This window comes from Hahella sp. HNIBRBA332 (assembly GCF_030719035.1).
Classification (GTDB): domain Bacteria; phylum Pseudomonadota; class Gammaproteobacteria; order Pseudomonadales; family Oleiphilaceae; genus Hahella.
In genome coordinates, this window is record NZ_CP132203.1 from 7,013,900 (window position 1) to 7,030,611 (window position 16,712).

Here is a 16,712-nt window from a genome sequence, read left to right on the forward strand (position 1 = left end):
CAGTCCGTCACAATTCGGTTAGATGGTTCGTCCTGTAATGGGTATGACATCACTCAAATGGTGCGTATTAATAAGTAAGCCTCGGACAGTCTAGTCCTTCCCTGGAGCCTGATAATTTCGTCTGCAGTCAGGCTCCTGATTTTCCCTTCTTCTCTGTCTCCCCTTACCACGCGTGAGGCTCAGCCGGTTGCGGCTTTAACGTTTAAGATCAATGCGTCTCCAATCTCATGCCGGTTAGGTTGGTTGTGTACTATCCACTAGGGGTAACGGACTAGTCCTAGGGCTAGACGGCCTGACCGATACAAAGAAATTAACAACGTTAATAGAATGCCCGGCCATGTGGGTCTAAGGTTATATGCATAGCATTTTCCGCTCTATCGAAAATGCTAAAGGACTTTGGGCCACCGCTCGAAGATACAAACTACAAAAAGGGCTGACTTATGTTTCATAAGAACAGAAAAGTTGGGGTATTTATTGGGACTGCGTTACTCGCCAGCGCCGCGCAGGCTTCCCTACCGCCAGTGCAGGGCGCGTCTAACAGCCGTCCTATAGAAGTTCACGAACACGCCATTCCTTCTCAGCATGAGGCTGAGCTTCCACCGCCAGTGATGACGCCCACCAGAATCCGTCAGGATTTCATGATGATGGCCGCGAAAGAGGTTGCAGCGGATTGCGATCCTCAGGATTTGGCATCTCTCTCCGGGTCTGCATTGACCCAGGCCATCCAGAAATCCGATATGGGATGTATCAACGACCTGTTTCAGGCGCGTGGGGATTTGGCGCGCAATCTGTTCCAGGAAAGCAAGATGATTACAGTCGCGCAGGCGATGGCGTCTGAATCAAGCCGTTACCAGGGTGACAACACCACAGGTATGGAGCAGCTGATTCTCTACATGCGCGCCGGTTACTTCGTGCAATGGTATCACTCCGATGAAGTAGGCGATTACAGCAACAACCTGAAGCAGCAAGCCGCCACGGCGATCACCGCGTTCATGAACAGTGCGTTGAACTACCTGCATAAGCGGGAAAACGCATCGGTCATGGGTGAAGCCTTGACGTTGGTGGACAGCTCGTTGAACCAGGGCGTCTTCGTTTACGACACCATCTACTGGCTGCAACTGCTGCAAGACAAAGCCGCGACTGAAGATGCATACGCCCGCGCATTGAACAGTCTCTTCACTATTTATTTCCGTGGCCATGGCTACGATGACTTCAAACAAAAAGTCGCCAACGACTCCCGCGTCGCCAAAGCGCTGTATGACTTCATTATGAAGAATGACGCATGGCTGAACGACGACAGAAGTTACCTGGTGCTCAACGCCACCAGAGAGCTGGGCCGTTTCCTGCAGTACGACGGTACGCGTAAGGCGGTCGGCGGTTGGATTGGCGCGTTAATGGATAAGTACCCGCTGGCGTCCGATACCGTGAACATGTGGGCGTTGCTGGCTGGGGCTGTGGAATTCAACGACCCGGAAAACTGTAGCGAATACAACGCATGTAACGTGAAAGAGCGGGTCAAAGAAGTGGTTCTTACCGTTCGTCACGACTGTAGTCCGACGATTACCGTGAACGCCCAGGCGATGTCCTCCAAAGAGCTGGCCTCCGCCTGTGAAACGCTGGGCATGCGCGAAGAAATCTTTCACGACATGTTGAAGACCAATAAACAGCCGGTCGCTGACGACTTCAACGACAAGCTGGAACTGGTGGTGTTTAAAAACAGTGGCGCATACGGCGATTTCGGCTGGCTGTTGTTTGGCATAGACACCAACAATGGCGGTATGTATCTGGAAGGTACTCCTTCCGATCCTAACAATCAGGCGCGCTTTATCGCTTACCAGGCGGATTACGCCCCGGGCGAGCACCGGGTCTGGAACCTGGAGCATGAGTACACGCATTACCTGGACGGACGCTTTGACCTGTACGGCGATTTCAATACCGGCATGCAGGTTCCCACCGTATGGTGGACGGAAGGTCTGGCGGAATACGTATCCAAGTTGAAGGACAACCCCGGAGCGGAAGACGTAGCTCGTCGCGAGAAAGTGGCGCTGTCTAAAATCCTGCGCAACACCTACGACGATGGCGTTGATCGCATCTATCGTTGGGGCTATTGGTCCGCTCGTTACATGCTGGAGCAACGTCCTTCGGACACCGCCCAGATTCTGTCCTGGTTCAGAGCGGGTGATTACGAAAGCTTCGAAGCCTGGTTGAACTCGACTGGTCAGCGTTACGACGAGCACTTCGCCAACTGGCTGGCGGCGGTGCTGGAAGGCAACGACGATGGCGGAGATGACGGTGGCGATGATGGCGGCGACGACGGTGGTGATGACGGCGACGACGATGGCGGTGATGACGGTGGCGACGACGGTTCCGACGATCCGCGCGCACTGGAGCCCGGCAAGCCCAAGTCACTGACTGCGGGCGCAGGCAGCCAGGCTTATTACTTCATGTTCGCGCCTCACGGCACGGATCTGCTGCATCTGCTGACCCGCGGTGATAATGGCGACGTGTCCGTTTATGTGAAGCACGACGGATGGCCGACGACGACAGATTACGACCAGAAGTCCACTTCCGGTAATGCTGACAACAGCATCCAGGTTTCCTCACCTGAAGGCGGTACTTATTACCATGTGCTGCTGACCTCCACCTCTGGATACAGTGATCTGTGTGTGACCGTGGGCTTGAATGACGCGCCAACCGACTGTGGCGACACCGGCGGCGATGATGGCGGCGACTCATCTGAGGGTCCTGAGCTGCTGAGCGGCAAACCGCGCAGCAACCTGGAATCGACTCATGGCGAGTATTATTGGTTCTTTGTTCCTGCGGGAACCCGCACCTTTGAGCTGAACACCTGGGGCGGTCGCGGCAATGTCGATCTGTATGTGCGTAACGCAGGCTGGCCAGACGCCAACACTTACGATGACTTGTCCGCCAGACGCAGCAACAACGAAAGAATCGTAGTGAGAAATCCTAATGTCGGAACCTACTACCATGTGTGGTTGGAAACCGACGGTGGATACAGCGGCGTTAACCTGCAGCTGACTCTACGGTAGTTGAAGCCGCCAGCGCAGTCACCCTGGCTGCGCTGGCAAGCTTGAACACCCTTCCTTATTGTCCGGGCGTATCTTGCGCCCGGTTTTTTTGTTTCCGCATTGTTGAACCGGCCTGAATAGTCACGGCTCCCTTCTTTTCCATATAAGCTTCACCGCAAGGTTTTACAGTTCTTTACAGCGCATAAAACGACTGTTTCAAACGGATGTTTTAAACTCTGCGTAATTGGCTGAATGGTAATCAGGGGAATCAATTCGGGAGGCGTTATGAAGAACACACTGCAAGGTGCGGCTCTGGGATTAATACTAGCCGGTTTTTTCGCGGCCAGTGTTCAGGCGCAGGAAAATCTCACGGTGGAAGTGGATTCCGATAAGTCGTTCTCTGGCGCTTATCAGGTAGGAGAAGACCGCGTTGAATTCGCCAGTTCTCTGGGGCGGGACGAATTGGTCAAGGTCAGCGTCAATGTCAACGGCGCCACTCGCGAAGCCGCAGTGTATTTGGAAGCGGGCGATATACAGAGCGCCAATGCGCGCCAGCTCAGCAGCGAAGAAGAAGCGTTGATGTTTGACGCCGCCAATGCATTGGCTGAGTACCTCTCCGCGAGCCGCGAAGACATAGAAAATCCTGCATTAATGCTGGTCGGCGTAATGGATTACTGGTCCAGCCGTACTCATTGAACTGGCCTGAATCAGGACACGCCGGCGTCAGAATTGACCATTGGAGCCTGAGCTTCCGGCTTGGGCGCCTCACGCGATTCGGTGACTTCCTGCTGCAGGGTTTTGACTTGATTTGTCAGGGATTCCACCTCTTTGTTTTTACCCGCCAGATTTTTGCTCAACGTTGTGTTCTCTTGAGTCAACGCTGCGTTTTCCTGGCTCAATTTGGCGTTGGATGCTTCCAGTGTTTTTACTTGCGCCGTCAATGACTCGACTTGAGTCGCCAGCGCCGCCTGGGCGGTGGCGCTTTCTTGTTGTTGGGTATTTTGCGCCGCCAGCGCGGTTTTTACTTCCTCTAATTGAGCGGTAAGGCTTTGCTCGCGCTCATTCGCGGCGGCGATATCAGCGTTACTGCGTTCCAGCGCATCCGTCGCTTGCTGTAAAGACGCGGCTGAATCGGCGAGTTCACTGGCCAGTGTTTCGATGCGGGCGGTTTGCTGCTGAATCAGTTCTTGTTGCTGGGCGAGGGTGCTCTCTAACTCTTTTTGCTTGTTTGCTAATTCGGCGTTTTCCGACGCTTTGTCTTGCAGTTGTTGCTGCAGCGATGCGGATTCATTTTGCGCACTGGTCAGGGCCTGTGTCAGTTCGCGTGTCTTGGTTTCGTTGGCGCTCAGGTTATTTTGTAGAGTGGATTTTTCTTGCTGTAATTGCGCTTTTTCTTTGCGTAACCCCTGTAGTTCTGCGCCAGCGCTACTTGCTTCCGCCCGACTGGTGCTGAGGCTTTGATTAAGCTGTTCGTTACGTCGCGCTGACTCTGTAAGAGCTGTCGTCAGGCGTTGGGCTTGCGTCAACAGATTATCCAGTTCGCCGCGTACGCTTTGCTGGCGCTCTTGCAACTGGAATACGAGATAACCGACGGCGACGAAGATGACAATCGCCGGAACGGTCAGCAAGGCTTGCAGACGTCCGCCCTTCCTGGCAGCTTGCGCTGCGGCCTGCTGCGCCGCTAATTGCGTTTCCACCTCTTTCATACGCTGATCAATGTCACGCTGGCGCTCTTCCATACTGCGTTCGCGTTCTTTCAGCGCCTGTTCTTTGTCACGCAAGTCGCTGGCTTTTTCATCATTGCTTTTAGCGCGCTGTTTGGACTGCTCTTCCTGGCGGGTCAGAGCCTGCTCCTTGCGAGTCAGGTTCTGCTCGCGCATATCGAGTGAGCGCTGTTTGCGCTCCAGGGCCCGTTCATCATTACTTTGCATTGCTCCAGGCTCCGGCTTATTTATCAAACTGTTATAAACAGTGTAGCCAATGCCCGGGAACTTGCCCTTGTGCTCAGGGCGTTAATGAAGACCAGGCGCTGTCGCAGAAGATATCGATATAGTGCGTCGGCGGTTTTTTTACGCGACCGGCCAGCCAGTGGCGGGCGTAATCCTGCGCAGGGCCTATCAGCAGGGAATGATAGAGATCGAAGGGGAGGGTGCGAATCTGGCCGTTTTCGAGATAAGGCGTAAACCAGTCTTTCAGGTAAGTGAAGTGTCGCTTGTTATCCTGTTTGAGTTTCTGTTGCTGTTCTTCACTGAGCGCTTCGCCTCTGGAGCCGAAAATATAGCGGGCCCATTCCGGATTCTGCGTTATCCATTCTATATATACACGCACGACGGACTTCACGCCTTCTTCGGCGGTTTCGCATTCGGCGAGGGCGTCTTTTAGCTGCGCGAAGTGATCTTCCATACCCAGCATATACAAGGCGGCGGCGATAGCTTCTTTGCTGCCGAAATGGTGGTAAACGCTGCCCACGCTGGCGCCGGATTCCGCGCGGATCATATCGATGGTGGTCGCAGCGATGCCGTTTTGGGTGAAACACTTTAACGCCGCATTGAGAATATCATCACGGCGACTTTTGGAGCGGGTGCTTGAAATCTTCATATTGGAACAATATTCTAGAATAAAATTCTAATTTATCTGGAGGCTGTTATGACTGTCGCAGTGGCTGATCCATCGGAACAGGTGAGTTCCATGCTTCGTTTATATCACTCTTTTGCGCGTCTTCCTTTGGGCGCCTGGCTGTTCAGCCGCGCACTGTGCATTAAAGCTCCTTATTTTAGCAGCATTCGGCCGTGTATACGGCAGCTAAAACCAGGACTGTCCGAGTGGGAGATCAAGAACCGTCGCAGTGTGCGCAACCATCTGGGAACTGTACACGCGCTGGCGATGGGCAATTTGGCGGAGTTGTGCGCAGGAACGCTGATGGAGGCGTCCTTGCCGTCGCGCCTGCGTTGGATTCCCAAAGGTATGCAGATTGAGTACCTGAAAAAAGCGACCACGGATCTGGTGGCGACAGCAGTGATTGCTGATCCAAAGGCCTTAACTTTGGGAGATTATGAGGTGGAAGTCATGGTGAAAAATGCGGACGGCGAAGCAGTGTCCCGCGCAGTGATCACCATGTGGTTGAGTGAGAAAGATCAACATCGTTAGCTGCTAACAATGAGCTGCTAACCATATCAGGAGGCGTAACATGGACATCATGCAGATCGGAAACAAGATTTTAAGTGAACAGCCTTTCAGCCGCTTATTGGGAACCCGACTGGCGAGTCTGCAACCGGGCTTCGCGCATCTGGAGTTGGACATCAAACCAGAGTTTTTGCAGCAACATGGATATGTGCATGGCGGCGTCATCAGCTATCTGGCGGATAACGCGCTGACGTTTGCAGGAGGCAGTTTGTTCGGCGATGCCTTAACGGTGGAGTTTAAAATTAATTACCAACGACCGGCGCAGGGACAGCGGCTTGTCGCCAAAGCGAAGGCGGAAACTTCTGGTAAAAAAGTAGTGTGCTGCACTTGTGAAATATACTGCCTGAATGATGAGGAAGAACTTCTGTGCGCTTCCGCGCAGGGAACCATACTTGGTAAAGTCTGAGACATTGATGCGCCGTTACGATGTGATGTCGGCGGCGCGTTAGTCGGCCTAACTTGTGAATAAATCACGTAAAATCGACCTCTCAGGCGAATAATCGCTTGCCTCAAATCTTTTTTTGTACATACTTGCCAGTCAATTGAACTATCGCTTGATATAAGGTGCGGAAGTATCTTTTTTCGCGAAAAAAAGATAGAAAAAACGCATTCTTATTGGGCGTTTTCTAGACAAATTGTACTTTCCGATTACATTTAAAGAGGAAGTGTTTCCTCTCTCCTTTGCTTAATTAATTTGGGGTGACAAGATGGCGACCAGCAAAAAAGGCAAAATCGGCCTTGATCGGCTCTTTGACAAGGCTATTGAGGAATTGCGCAGCGCGCAAGACAAACTCAACACTCATGTGGGCCAATGGGTGACTAAGGCTGAAGCTGACCTGAAAGCGGATCAGTCTTTGAAAAAAGTATTCGCCCGCATTGAAGATCTGCAAAAGAAACAGATCGACAACATGCATAAATGGCAGAAAGATTTCGAAGCGAGATTCGCCGCTGTGCTGGATTTCCAAAAGCAAATGCTGGAAGCCATTATGCCTGCTGGTAAAGCGCCTGCCGCGGCCAGCAAAACCGCCAAGCCGGCAGCCGCCAAACCTAAGGCCGCCGCTAAGCCGGCAGCGAGCAAATCCACTAAGGCGCCTGCTGCGAAGAAACCTGCTGCAGCCAAAAAGCCTGCCGCGAAGAAACCCGCTGCGACGACCGCCAAGAAAGCGCCTGCCGCCGCCAGCAAAGCCGCTTCCACAGCTTCTGCGGCTAAAACAGCTGCTGCAAAACCCGCAGCCAAGAAGCCAGCCGCTAAAAAGCCTGCAGCGAAGACGTCGAGCGCAGCTAAAACTTCCACGACCGCTAAAAAGCCTGCTGCGAAGAAACCTGCGGCTAAGCCTGCTAAACCGGCCGTAGCTGCAAAGAGCGCAGCGGACAAAACTGCTGATGCGAAGCCGGCGGCAGCGGACAGCAAAACCGCAACGACAACGGCAGCCAAACCAGCAGCGAAAAAACCTGCAACTAAAACTACCGCTAAAAAGCCCGCCGCTAAGAAAGCGACGCCTGCTAAACCTGCCGCCAAGAAGCCGGCAGCTAAAAAGCCGGCGGCGCCGCGTAAAGCCGCCGCCAAGAAACCGGCTGCGCCAGCAGTGAAGGAAGCAGCGCCAGAAGCGCCAAAAGCGACGACTGAGCCAACTTCAGCGCCGGCGGCGCCTTCCACGCCCAGCTCCGAAGCATAAGCTTCGTCGAGAGGAAGACGCCTTCCATAGCAAACGGGGCCGCATAGTGCGGTCCCTGTTTGTTAGACCTGATTAAACCCGCTCAGTCCCTTAACTGGAGCGCGCCAATAACCCTCTGACAATATTCTGGATGGCGGACTTTGACCCCGCTCAGCATTCTTTATCAAGATGAATGGCTCGTCGCCATTGATAAACCTTCCGGTCTCTTGGTGCATCGCAGTGAGATCGATCGCCATGAAACTCGGTTTGCGATTCAGCTGCTTCGCGATCAGATCGGGCGTCGGGTGTACCCGTTGCACCGTCTGGATAAGCCGACTTCCGGCGTTCTCCTGTTTGCGTTGGATTCCGATACTGCAAAGACATGCGGCGAGTTCTGGGAGTCGGGCGTAGATAAAACGTATCTGGCGATTGTGCGCGGCGTTCCCGCAGAAGAAGGGACCATAGATAAACCGTTAAAAGAGCCTTGGGACCGTTTAGGCGATCGTAACGTCAGCAAGGACAAGCCGGAGCAGCCGGCGGTAACGGATTATCGGCGTCTGGCGTCGTGTGAGCTGCCTTATGCGGTGGATCGCTATCCCACTGCGCGTTATTCCCTGGTCAAAGTACATCCGCAAACTGGCAGACGACACCAGATTCGTCGCCATTTCAAATCGCTGTCGCATCCCTTGATTGGCGACACCAGTTATGGAAAGAGCGTGCATAATCGCTTCTTCGCCGAGCAATTCGGCGTGCAACGTCTGCTATTGCATGCGGCGGAAATGCGTTTGCCTCACCCCCATAACGGCGAGCCGCTGACAATCTGCGCGCCAGTGACGGGAGAGCTGTTGCGGTTGTTGGAGTCACTGGATTGGTTAAATTCGACACCTTTGGAGTGGCGAATAAATTAATCAAAACCTGTATCATTGGCGCGCTCCCTGGGTAATACGCCCGCCTGCGTCATTTTCTGATATTCCCGCCTGCCTGTGAGTAACAGTGCGTATGGTCGATTGGGGGCCTGATTCCAATAATTGTCCATTTTTTCATCGCCAGGCGTCGGCGGCCGGAGCGATCAAGACTTTCCAATAAAGAGGAAATTGTTGTTATGTGGTTGAATTACGCGGTGATAGGCTTGGCGGTTCTCGCTCTTCTAGGCGTGGTCCTGGAAGAGGTGATTCACGTAAACAAAGCCAAAATCACCCTTTTCCTTGGCGCACTGGCCTGGATTCTACTCTTTGCATTCAATAGCGGCGACCCCGAACATCAAGAAGCGGTCATTCACGGACTGGAAAGCAACATCGCCGAAATAGCCGGGCTCTGGCTCTTCCTTTTGGCGGCCATGACCTTCGTCGCCTATCTCAACAAAAAGGGAATGATTGAAAACCTTATTTACCTGTTTCTTCCCAAACGGGTATCGGAGCGCAAGCTTTTATTTCTAACGGGTCTGTTCTGTTTCATTTTCTCCTCTCTCGCCGATAACATCACTGCGACGCTGGTTTCCGTCACCTTGATTCTTTCCCTGCGAATGGACACCGCCAAGACATTGCGCTTCGCCGCTCTGGTGGTATTCTCCGTTAACTCCGGCGGCGTCGCCCTGATCACTGGCGACGTCACCACTCTGATGATCTTCCTGCAGCATAAAGTCGACATCCTGGATTTGCTGCTGCTCAGTATTCCCTCTTTCGTCGCCGTCATGTTCATGGCGACGGTGTTGAGTTTCGGTCTGTCCGGCGATGTGATCGTGCAACAGCACCGTACTGACGTGCGCGGCGTTGATATCGCCATCGCCGGCGTGTTCCTGGCGACAATTCTGGGCACCATCGTTCTTAATGTCGTGTACCAGATTCCACCTGTTCTGACTTTCCTCTTTGGTCTTGCAACCATGTTCCTGGTGGCGCGTTTCTTTAACGACGACATCGAGAACGATCCGATTCTGGAATACATCCGCGTTATCGAGTTTGAAACCCTGCTGTTCTTCCTGGGTATTCTGTTGTTGGTTGGCGTGCTCAAAGAAGTGCATGTGCTGGAGTCCTTGTTGGCCATGTATTCGCAAGTGTCGCCGCTGGTGGCGAACTACCTGATGGGACTGCTGTCCGCGTGTATCGATAACGTGCCTCTGACGGCGGCGCTGCTCAAGTCCGGCATCACGATGAGCAAAGCGGAGTGGATGGGGCTGACCTATGCGGTAGGCGTTGGCGGTTCTCTGCTGGTTATCGGCTCTGCGGCGGGGATTGTGGCGATGTCCAAAGTTCGCGGCCTGACTTTCGGCAGTTACGCCAAGTACGTGCCTGCGCTGCTGGGCGCCTATTCCGTCGGTTACGCTGGCGTTTATATGTTGGCGTATTACGCGATGTAATACTCGCGCCGGAGAGCGCTGTATCGCTCTCCGGCGTTGTTTTTTTCTGTTCATTTCACCTCTCACGTCTTCTATTTTTCTTACTCTTACTCGCCTGATCAGGTTTCCTGTTCATCAAAATCTGTCGATTGGTTCATGGCCTTGCGCCGCCCGCTCCTTCTAAAGGCGGATTTGTCCCGTCAACGCAGTTGTTAAGCTCGCCGGAGCCTATAAGAACAACAGTTAAACGGGGGCGTCTATGCAGCCTGTCCTTTCCGATGTGATCTATGCGGAACCCGCTTTTGATCCTGTCTCATGGGAGTCGCCGCTCTCTGCATTGGAGCGACGCCATCTGCTTCTGCAACATGGATCCCAATCCAGCGCTTACTTCAGTTTTCAGCCTGGGGTGCAGTTTTTTGGCTCCCCTCAACATGGCTTTGTCAGCTACTGTCCGCTAAACCGGTGGAAGGGTGGGGTGGATGTGGTCTTCAACAATCCGGTATGCGCGGATCAGAACCTGACGTCGTTGCTCAATCGTTTTTTAGCATCGCGCGAGCGCCCTGCGGTGTTTGTCGGCATTGAGAGTAAAGTGGCGGAGGTTCTGATGCGGCAGGGATACGTGATCAATGAAATGGGCGTGGAGTTCAGCGTTTCCCTTCAGAACTTTTGCGTACGTGGCAAATACAAGAAGCAGTTGCGCCATGCCGCCAACCTGGGATCTCGCTACGGGCTGAGGGTGGAGGAGCTGCGCGCCGCGCAGGTGGATGCAGAGGAGGTGGAGGCGATCACGCAACGCTGGTTAAAGCAGAAGGCAGTGAAGCGCAGTGAGCTACGTTTGTTGACGCGTCCCCCACAGCACAGGGATGAGTGGCTGACGCGTCGATTCTATTGTTTTCAGGGGGAACGGTTGCTGGGATACATCTACTTCGATCCATACTTTGCGCAAGGCGCGGTCACTGGATACTGCGCCAATATTTTGCGTTGTCTGCCTGGCGTTGGGCCGGCGGGATTACTGGACTACACCATGTTGCAGGCGATTGAGCAGTTTCGCAGGGAAGGCGTGCCGCGACTCTCTCTGGGGATTGCGCCATTGCATGACTTGCAGGAAATAGCGGGAGAAAGCCCGTTGTTACGGCGTCTTGGTCAGTGGCTGTATCGTAACGGCTCGGGACTTTACGCTTTTGCGCCGCTGGCTTACCACAAAACCCGCTATCGTGGAGAAGAGTGTAAATGGTATCTGGCGTATAAAGACCTTTTCCCTCCACGATTGCTATGGAGCCTGATGGCGGGCACAGGAGTGCTGGGACGCTAAAATCCGTTGATGGCGCGATCAGCCCAGAATTCGTCGATGTAGACAATAGGCTCGCAAAGCGGCGACGAGGATGATACTGAAGTGAGTTATAGTCTTTCTGGCATGTGCGGCGCAGAAGGAATTCAACCATCACTCAGGAGAGAATTTTCATGTCATTAGTCAACGTGGAGAAGCGCGGGCATATTCTGTTAATCGGTCTTAATCGCCCGGAAAAAATGAACGCCCTGACAGTGGCGATGTTTCACGACATCGCGGCGGCGTATGGACGACTCCAGCGCGAAGCTGATTTGCGAGTCGGTTTATTGTGGGCGCAGGGAGACCACTTCACTTCAGGTCTGGAGCTGAACGACTGGGCTGAAACGTTTGCGACAGGACAACCGCCGACATTAAGCGCAGGAGAAATCGATCCCTTTTTCATTAGCGGCGAACCGCTGCGTAAACCGGTAGTGATGGCGGCGCAGGGGTACTGCTACACCTGCGGTGTGGAGATGATGCTGAACACGGATGTGCGTATCGCGGCGGACAATACCCGATTCGGGCAGCTGGAAGTGAAGCGCGGTTTATTCGCCTGCGGCGGCGCCACACTGCGTCTGCAACAGGAAATCGGCTGGGCGAATGCGCAACGCTATTTGTTAACCGGCGACGTCTGGACCGCCCAGGACGCCTATCGGTGGGGGCTGGTGCAAGAGCTTGTCGAACCAGGAGCGCAATTCGAAAAGGCCCTGGATATTGCTGAGCGTATCGCCAACGCGGCGCCTCTTGGCGTACAGGGCAGTCTGGTTTCCTCCAAGCTGGCGCGTCTACAAGGAGAAGAGGTCGCCAAAGCGCAGTTGTTCAGCGAGATTAAAGGCCTGATGAACAGCGAAGATATGCAGGAAGGCATCGCGTCCTTTCTGGAGCGACGCGACGCTGTTTTTAAAGGCAGATAACGCGCTTAAAGAAATATCAGCACAATCCCGGGCCAGGCCACCAGAATCGCCAGGCGCAGTACATCGGCGATGATAAAGGGCGTCACGCCTTTGTAGCACTCGACCAGATTGATATGCTCCGCCTGGGATTTAAGCACGAAGATGTTCATGCCCACCGGCGGCGTGATCAGGCCAATCTCAATCGCCACCACCGCCAGCACGCCGAACCAGATGGCGGTGTGTTCCGGCGGCATGTTGAAGTTCAGCGACATCACTACCGGGAAGAAGATCGGTACGGTGAGCAGCAGCATCGACATACTGTCGAGGAAACATCCCAATGCAAGGTAGATCAGCAACAGAATGATGATCACCGCCGTGGCGCTCAGATGCATGGAGGTAATGGCGTCAGCGAAGGCATTGGGTATGTTGGAGAGAACGATCACGGAGTTGAACAGGTCCGCCCCCAGTATGATGAAGAACACCAGGCCGGTGGTGATGGCGGTTTCTTTGAAGATCTTCATCATCGCCTGCCTGCTGAGCTGGCGCTTGAGCTGAGCCAGCAGCCAGGTGGCGAAAGCGCCAATGGCGGCGCCCTCCGTGACGGTAAACACGCCACCGTATATCCCTCCCAACAAGCCGAGAAAGATCGCCAGCACTGGCGTTACCCGCAGCAGCGCCGACAATCTTTCTACGGCGGACGCCTTGTGGGTTTGCGGTCCAACGGAGGGAAACAGACGCACGTACACCTGCACCGCCAGCAAATAGCCGATGGTGGCGATAATGCCCGGCACGGCGGCGGCGATAAAGAGTTTGGAAATATTCTGCTCCGTCAGCAGGGCGTAGATCACCAGCGCGATGGACGGTGGAATCAGTATCCCCAGGGTGCCGCCGGCGGCGAGCACGCCGGCGCTCAATTGATTGGAATAACCATGTCGCTGCATTTCCGGCAGCGCGACTTTCGACATGGTCAGCGTGGTGGCCAGGGAAGAGCCGCTGATGGCGCCGAAGAAAGCGCAACTGGTGATGGAGGCCATCGCGAGCCCGCCGCGCACTGAGCCGAACCAGGAGTTGCAGGCGCTGAACAGTGTTTTATTGAGGTTGGCGACAGTCGCGAATTGCGCCATCAGCAGGAACATGGGAATGACGGCGAGATCGTAAGAGGAAAACCGGTAGAAAGGGCCGGAATTAAAATGATTCATCAACGCATCCCAGCCCAGGATGGCGGTGTAACCCGCCGCTCCTGTCAACAGCATGGCCGCAGCCACCGGGATGCGCAGAAAAATCAACACGAGCAGCGAGGCGAAGGCGATTACGCCGATGTACAGATCATCCATAAGGGCCTTGTCCTTGGCTATTTATCGGTGACTAATTTCTGCAATAAGTTACTCACGGCGATCAGCGCCGACAGAAAGCAGGGCGGCGCGCAGGCGAGCAGCACCCAGCCTAACGGGATGGCGAGGATCATGGTTTGTTCGTCGTAGGAAAAGAACTCCTCGGCGCCATGCACAAGGCGCCAGCCGATGAACGCGAAGATCGCGCAAAGCGCGCATTCGGCGATCATGCAGGCGGCCTTCTCCAGCCCTAAGGGGAGACGCTTGACGAGGAGGTCCACCGCCAGATGTTTATAGCCGTATTGGCAGGCGGGGAAGGTATAAAAAATCGCGGTTGCGACGCCGATTTCGACAATCTCGAAATCGCCCGTCACCGCCGTTCCGAACAACCAGCGTCCGAACACGGAAAGGGTCACCATCATGACGATGGCGACCAGCGCTGCGCCGCTGAGATAAGCGCTGCACTGCGCCGCGATAGCAAGCCAGGCGTCAGCAGTGCGGACGCTTTGGCGCAAGGTGGGGTACGTCGACAGCGCAATCATAACTGTCGCGACTTCTCATATTGAGTAACCAGATCCTCAGCCTGTTGCAGCAGATATTCGCCGTTCTTGTTTTGGGCGTTCGCTTTAGCAACCCAGTCTTCCCGCACTGGCGCCACCCGTTTCTCCCACTCCTTCAATTGGTCCGCCTTGATGGAATAAAAACGGTTGCCGTTTTTCTTGGCCAGCGCTATTCCCACTTTCTCGAAATCGTCCATCGCCTTGCCAATCTGTTTGCTCAATGCGATGCCGGAATTACGATCAATAATGGCTTTCAGGTCCTCGGGCAAGGAATCATATTTCTTCTTGTTCATCGCCAGAATAAAGGTGGCGGTGTACAGACCCCGGGCGCCGCTGAGCAGAGTATGGCTTTCAGCCAGCTCGTCCAGCTTCAGCGAAGGTACGACTTCGAACGGCAACAACGCCGCGTTGATGACCCCTTTGGAAATGGCCTGGGGGACTTCCGGCGCAGGCATGAATAACGCGGTGGCGCCCAATAGGCGCAGGGCCTCGCCGGAAGCCCTTGTGGGGGCGCGGATTTTCAGGGATTCCAAATCGGCGATCTGTTCAATGGGCTTGCCGAGAATATGAAAAGATCCGGCGGCGTGAGTATGCAGGGACAACACGTGCACATCCTGATACTCCTCTGGCGCATATTTCTCGATAAAGGTATGAAACGCCTGGCTGGTCGCTTCCGCGGACGAGGCCACGAAAGGAAGTTCGAACACCGAGGTCATCTGAAAGCGGCTGGGAGTATAGCCGGGCAGGGTCCAGATGATATCGACGATGCCGTTTCTGGCCTGATCGAACAGTTGCTGTGGTTTGCCCCCTAACTGCATGGAGGGATAGATGCTGATTTTGATGCGTCCCTCGGATTCCTTTTCAATCTTTTCCGCCCAAGGCTCCATCCAGCCCTCTTGATCCAGAGAGGTCGCCGGCAGGAAATGATGCATCCGCAACGTGATTTCCGCCGCGTGGGAAAAAACAGGGAAAAGCAGTGTAGTGAAAAGTAATGTCGCTAAAAAAAGCGTAGTGGCGGCGAATGAGATCGCCTGCAGGGTTAGAAATTTAGAGGTAAGTTTGGGTTGTTTATGTGCCCCGGCCGCAGGCAGGGCGTCGCCAAGTCGCATGACGGCGTGTGATCGCATGGCTTCCTTCTCCAACTCAGTTCTTAGAATGAGCGCGCTATCGACCCCTTTAGCGCTGCAGGTTCTACATTAAAGTAATGTCGTGAGCCCCGTCAATCTGATGACTTGTTTTGGATTTGGAAGGGTGAACGGGTCGAGTAATCGCGGCAAAAGCGCTTGCGACAAATGGCGAGAACCCCGGTCCGTCGACGACGTCCGGGGTATTGAGAGTCTAGAAGCCGACAGGCTTGCCCTGCTCCAGGGACATGTAGGCGGCGTTGGCGAGTCTTAATGCGTTAACGCCATCCTGTACGCTGACAGGCATGGGAGACTGAGTCGCCAGCGCCTGCACGAAGGCGGCCATTTCCGCCTGATAGGCGGCGGCGTAACGTTGCAGGAAGAAGTCTTCCAGCCTGTCGCTGCTTTCCCCTTCGGCGCTGAAACGATGCAGTTGGGTGGGTTTGATATTGTGCGCCTGCAACATGCCTTTGGCGCCGAAGGCCTCTACGCGCTGGTCATAGCCATAGGCGGCGCGGCGACTGTTGAGAATAACGCACTGAGCCCCGCTCACGGTGGTCAGGGTGATGGTGGCGGTATCAATGTCGCCAGCCTGCCCAATGGCGGGATCAACCTGACAACTGCCGATGGCGTGAACGTCCCGCAGCGGCTCGTTCAGCAGCCATAACGCCATGTCAAAATCGTGAATGGTCATGTCCCTGAACAGGCCGCCGGACACTTTGATGTATTCCACCGGCGGCGGTGAGGGGTCGCGACTGGTGATCACCAGTTGCTCCAGTTTGCCAAGATCGCCAAGACCGCGTTGCAGGGCGGCGAAAGAGGGATCGAAGCGGCGGTTGAAGGCGACGAAGTAGGGTAATCCGGTTTCTTGTACATGCTCCGCTACGCCGCTGGCGCTATTGATATCCAGATCAATGGGTTTTTCGCAAAACACCGCTTTGCCCGCATTGAGTGCAGCGTGGCTGAGTTCCGCATGGGTGTTGGTGGACGTGGCGATGATCACGGCGTCCACATCATCCGCATGAATGGCGGCGTTTACATCCACCACTTTCGCACCGACTTTTTCCGCCAGATCCCGCGCCGCCTCTTCCCGGGGATCGGCGATGTAACGAAGATCCACATTCAGGTTCGCCTTGGCGTTCAACGCGTGAATGACGCCAATGCGGCCCGCGCCGAGAAGACTGATTCGAATCATAAAATTGCGCCTCTAATTTATACGCTGGTTATCACAACAGTAATAAAGTTTGCCTTTCATCCATACTGACGATGCAAACGGCG

15 protein-coding genes are annotated in these 16,712 nt (G+C 54.5%); 9 read left to right on the top strand and 6 right to left on the bottom strand.

What is annotated here, in order from left to right; translation table 11 throughout:
• Positions 1-440: 440 nt before the first annotated feature.
• On the top strand, positions 441-3,050 hold the full coding sequence (locus tag O5O45_RS31220) for a M9 family metallopeptidase (protein WP_305903143.1): 2,610 nt from the start codon (positions 441-443) through the stop codon (positions 3,048-3,050).
• A gap of 264 nt (positions 3,051-3,314) precedes the next feature.
• Positions 3,315-3,725 (top strand): hypothetical protein, encoded by a 411-nt coding sequence (locus O5O45_RS31225; RefSeq protein WP_305903144.1) that lies wholly within the window; start codon positions 3,315-3,317, stop codon positions 3,723-3,725.
• A gap of 11 nt (positions 3,726-3,736) precedes the next feature.
• Here O5O45_RS31225 and O5O45_RS31230 read toward each other — a convergent pair whose 3' ends face one another.
• Together O5O45_RS31230 and O5O45_RS31235 are read right to left on the bottom strand one after the other, a co-directional pair.
• Positions 3,737-4,960 carry a coiled-coil domain-containing protein gene (locus O5O45_RS31230; protein WP_305903145.1) on the bottom strand — a complete coding sequence of 408 codons (1,224 nt, stop codon included), beginning with the start codon at positions 4,958-4,960 and terminating at the stop codon, positions 3,737-3,739.
• Between the two features lie 73 nt (positions 4,961-5,033).
• Positions 5,034-5,627 (bottom strand): TetR/AcrR family transcriptional regulator, encoded by a 594-nt coding sequence (locus O5O45_RS31235; RefSeq protein WP_305903146.1) that lies wholly within the window; start codon positions 5,625-5,627, stop codon positions 5,034-5,036.
• A 48-nt stretch (positions 5,628-5,675) separates the two neighbouring features.
• Between O5O45_RS31235 and O5O45_RS31240 the strand changes: the two genes are divergently transcribed.
• From O5O45_RS31240 to O5O45_RS31270, 7 genes are all read left to right on the top strand, one after another.
• Positions 5,676-6,176 (top strand): hotdog fold domain-containing protein, encoded by a 501-nt coding sequence (locus tag O5O45_RS31240; RefSeq protein WP_305903147.1) that lies wholly within the window; start codon positions 5,676-5,678, stop codon positions 6,174-6,176.
• A gap of 40 nt (positions 6,177-6,216) precedes the next feature.
• Positions 6,217-6,618: a PaaI family thioesterase gene (locus O5O45_RS31245; protein ID WP_305903148.1), complete on the top strand. Its 402-nt coding sequence runs from the start codon at positions 6,217-6,219 to the stop codon at positions 6,616-6,618.
• A gap of 301 nt (positions 6,619-6,919) precedes the next feature.
• Positions 6,920-7,888, top strand: a complete 969-nt coding sequence (locus tag O5O45_RS31250; protein ID WP_305903149.1) for a hypothetical protein — start codon at positions 6,920-6,922, stop codon at positions 7,886-7,888.
• Between the two features lie 140 nt (positions 7,889-8,028).
• Positions 8,029-8,775 (top strand): tRNA pseudouridine(65) synthase TruC, encoded by a 747-nt coding sequence (locus tag O5O45_RS31255; RefSeq protein ID WP_305903150.1) that lies wholly within the window; start codon positions 8,029-8,031, stop codon positions 8,773-8,775.
• A 194-nt stretch (positions 8,776-8,969) separates the two neighbouring features.
• Positions 8,970-10,220: a sodium:proton antiporter NhaD gene (gene nhaD / locus O5O45_RS31260; RefSeq protein WP_305903151.1), complete on the top strand. Its 1,251-nt coding sequence runs from the start codon at positions 8,970-8,972 to the stop codon at positions 10,218-10,220.
• Between the two features lie 238 nt (positions 10,221-10,458).
• A complete protein-coding gene (locus tag O5O45_RS31265; RefSeq protein ID WP_305903152.1) occupies positions 10,459-11,511 on the top strand; it encodes a DUF2156 domain-containing protein in 1,053 nt (350 codons plus the stop codon).
• 149 nt (positions 11,512-11,660) lie between these two features.
• The gene (locus tag O5O45_RS31270; protein WP_305903153.1) at positions 11,661-12,440 is read left to right on the top strand and encodes a crotonase/enoyl-CoA hydratase family protein; all 780 of its coding nucleotides are present in this window, start codon (positions 11,661-11,663) and stop codon (positions 12,438-12,440) included.
• Positions 12,441-12,445: 5 nt separating this feature from the next.
• Here O5O45_RS31270 and O5O45_RS31275 read toward each other — a convergent pair whose 3' ends face one another.
• From O5O45_RS31275 to iolG, 4 genes are all read right to left on the bottom strand, one after another.
• Positions 12,446-13,753 carry a TRAP transporter large permease gene (locus O5O45_RS31275; protein WP_305903154.1) on the bottom strand — a complete coding sequence of 436 codons (1,308 nt, stop codon included), beginning with the start codon at positions 13,751-13,753 and terminating at the stop codon, positions 12,446-12,448.
• Positions 13,754-13,770: 17 nt separating this feature from the next.
• A complete protein-coding gene (locus O5O45_RS31280) occupies positions 13,771-14,292 on the bottom strand; it encodes a TRAP transporter small permease (protein WP_305903155.1) in 522 nt (173 codons plus the stop codon).
• On the bottom strand, positions 14,289-15,437 hold the full coding sequence (locus O5O45_RS31285; protein WP_305903156.1) for a TRAP transporter substrate-binding protein: 1,149 nt from the start codon (positions 15,435-15,437) through the stop codon (positions 14,289-14,291). Before O5O45_RS31285 ends, O5O45_RS31280 begins: the two co-directional genes overlap by 4 nt.
• Positions 15,438-15,648: 211 nt before the next feature.
• The gene (gene iolG, locus O5O45_RS31290) at positions 15,649-16,629 is read right to left on the bottom strand and encodes an inositol 2-dehydrogenase (protein ID WP_305903157.1); all 981 of its coding nucleotides are present in this window, start codon (positions 16,627-16,629) and stop codon (positions 15,649-15,651) included.
• Positions 16,630-16,712 lie beyond the last annotated feature (83 nt).

What these genes read in the sequence shown, in the direction of transcription:
- O5O45_RS31220 (WP_305903143.1), top strand. Translation starts at nt 441, where the DNA reads ATGTTTCATAAGAACAGAAAAGTTGGGGTATTTATTGGGACTGCGTTA.
- O5O45_RS31225 (WP_305903144.1), top strand. Translation starts at nt 3,315, where the DNA reads ATGAAGAACACACTGCAAGGTGCGGCTCTGGGATTAATACTAGCCGGT.
- O5O45_RS31250 (WP_305903149.1), top strand. Translation starts at nt 6,920, where the DNA reads ATGGCGACCAGCAAAAAAGGCAAAATCGGCCTTGATCGGCTCTTTGAC.
- O5O45_RS31285 (WP_305903156.1), bottom strand. Translation starts at nt 15,437, where the DNA reads ATGCGATCACACGCCGTCATGCGACTTGGCGACGCCCTGCCTGCGGCC.
- O5O45_RS31245 (WP_305903148.1), top strand. Translation starts at nt 6,217, where the DNA reads ATGGACATCATGCAGATCGGAAACAAGATTTTAAGTGAACAGCCTTTC.
- O5O45_RS31235 (WP_305903146.1), bottom strand. Translation starts at nt 5,627, where the DNA reads ATGAAGATTTCAAGCACCCGCTCCAAAAGTCGCCGTGATGATATTCTC.
- O5O45_RS31230 (WP_305903145.1), bottom strand. Translation starts at nt 4,960, where the DNA reads ATGCAAAGTAATGATGAACGGGCCCTGGAGCGCAAACAGCGCTCACTC.
- O5O45_RS31240 (WP_305903147.1), top strand. Translation starts at nt 5,676, where the DNA reads ATGACTGTCGCAGTGGCTGATCCATCGGAACAGGTGAGTTCCATGCTT.
- iolG (WP_305903157.1), bottom strand. Translation starts at nt 16,629, where the DNA reads ATGATTCGAATCAGTCTTCTCGGCGCGGGCCGCATTGGCGTCATTCAC.
- O5O45_RS31270 (WP_305903153.1), top strand. Translation starts at nt 11,661, where the DNA reads ATGTCATTAGTCAACGTGGAGAAGCGCGGGCATATTCTGTTAATCGGT.
- O5O45_RS31265 (WP_305903152.1), top strand. Translation starts at nt 10,459, where the DNA reads ATGCAGCCTGTCCTTTCCGATGTGATCTATGCGGAACCCGCTTTTGAT.
- nhaD (WP_305903151.1), top strand. Translation starts at nt 8,970, where the DNA reads ATGTGGTTGAATTACGCGGTGATAGGCTTGGCGGTTCTCGCTCTTCTA.
- O5O45_RS31275 (WP_305903154.1), bottom strand. Translation starts at nt 13,753, where the DNA reads ATGGATGATCTGTACATCGGCGTAATCGCCTTCGCCTCGCTGCTCGTG.
- O5O45_RS31280 (WP_305903155.1), bottom strand. Translation starts at nt 14,292, where the DNA reads ATGATTGCGCTGTCGACGTACCCCACCTTGCGCCAAAGCGTCCGCACT.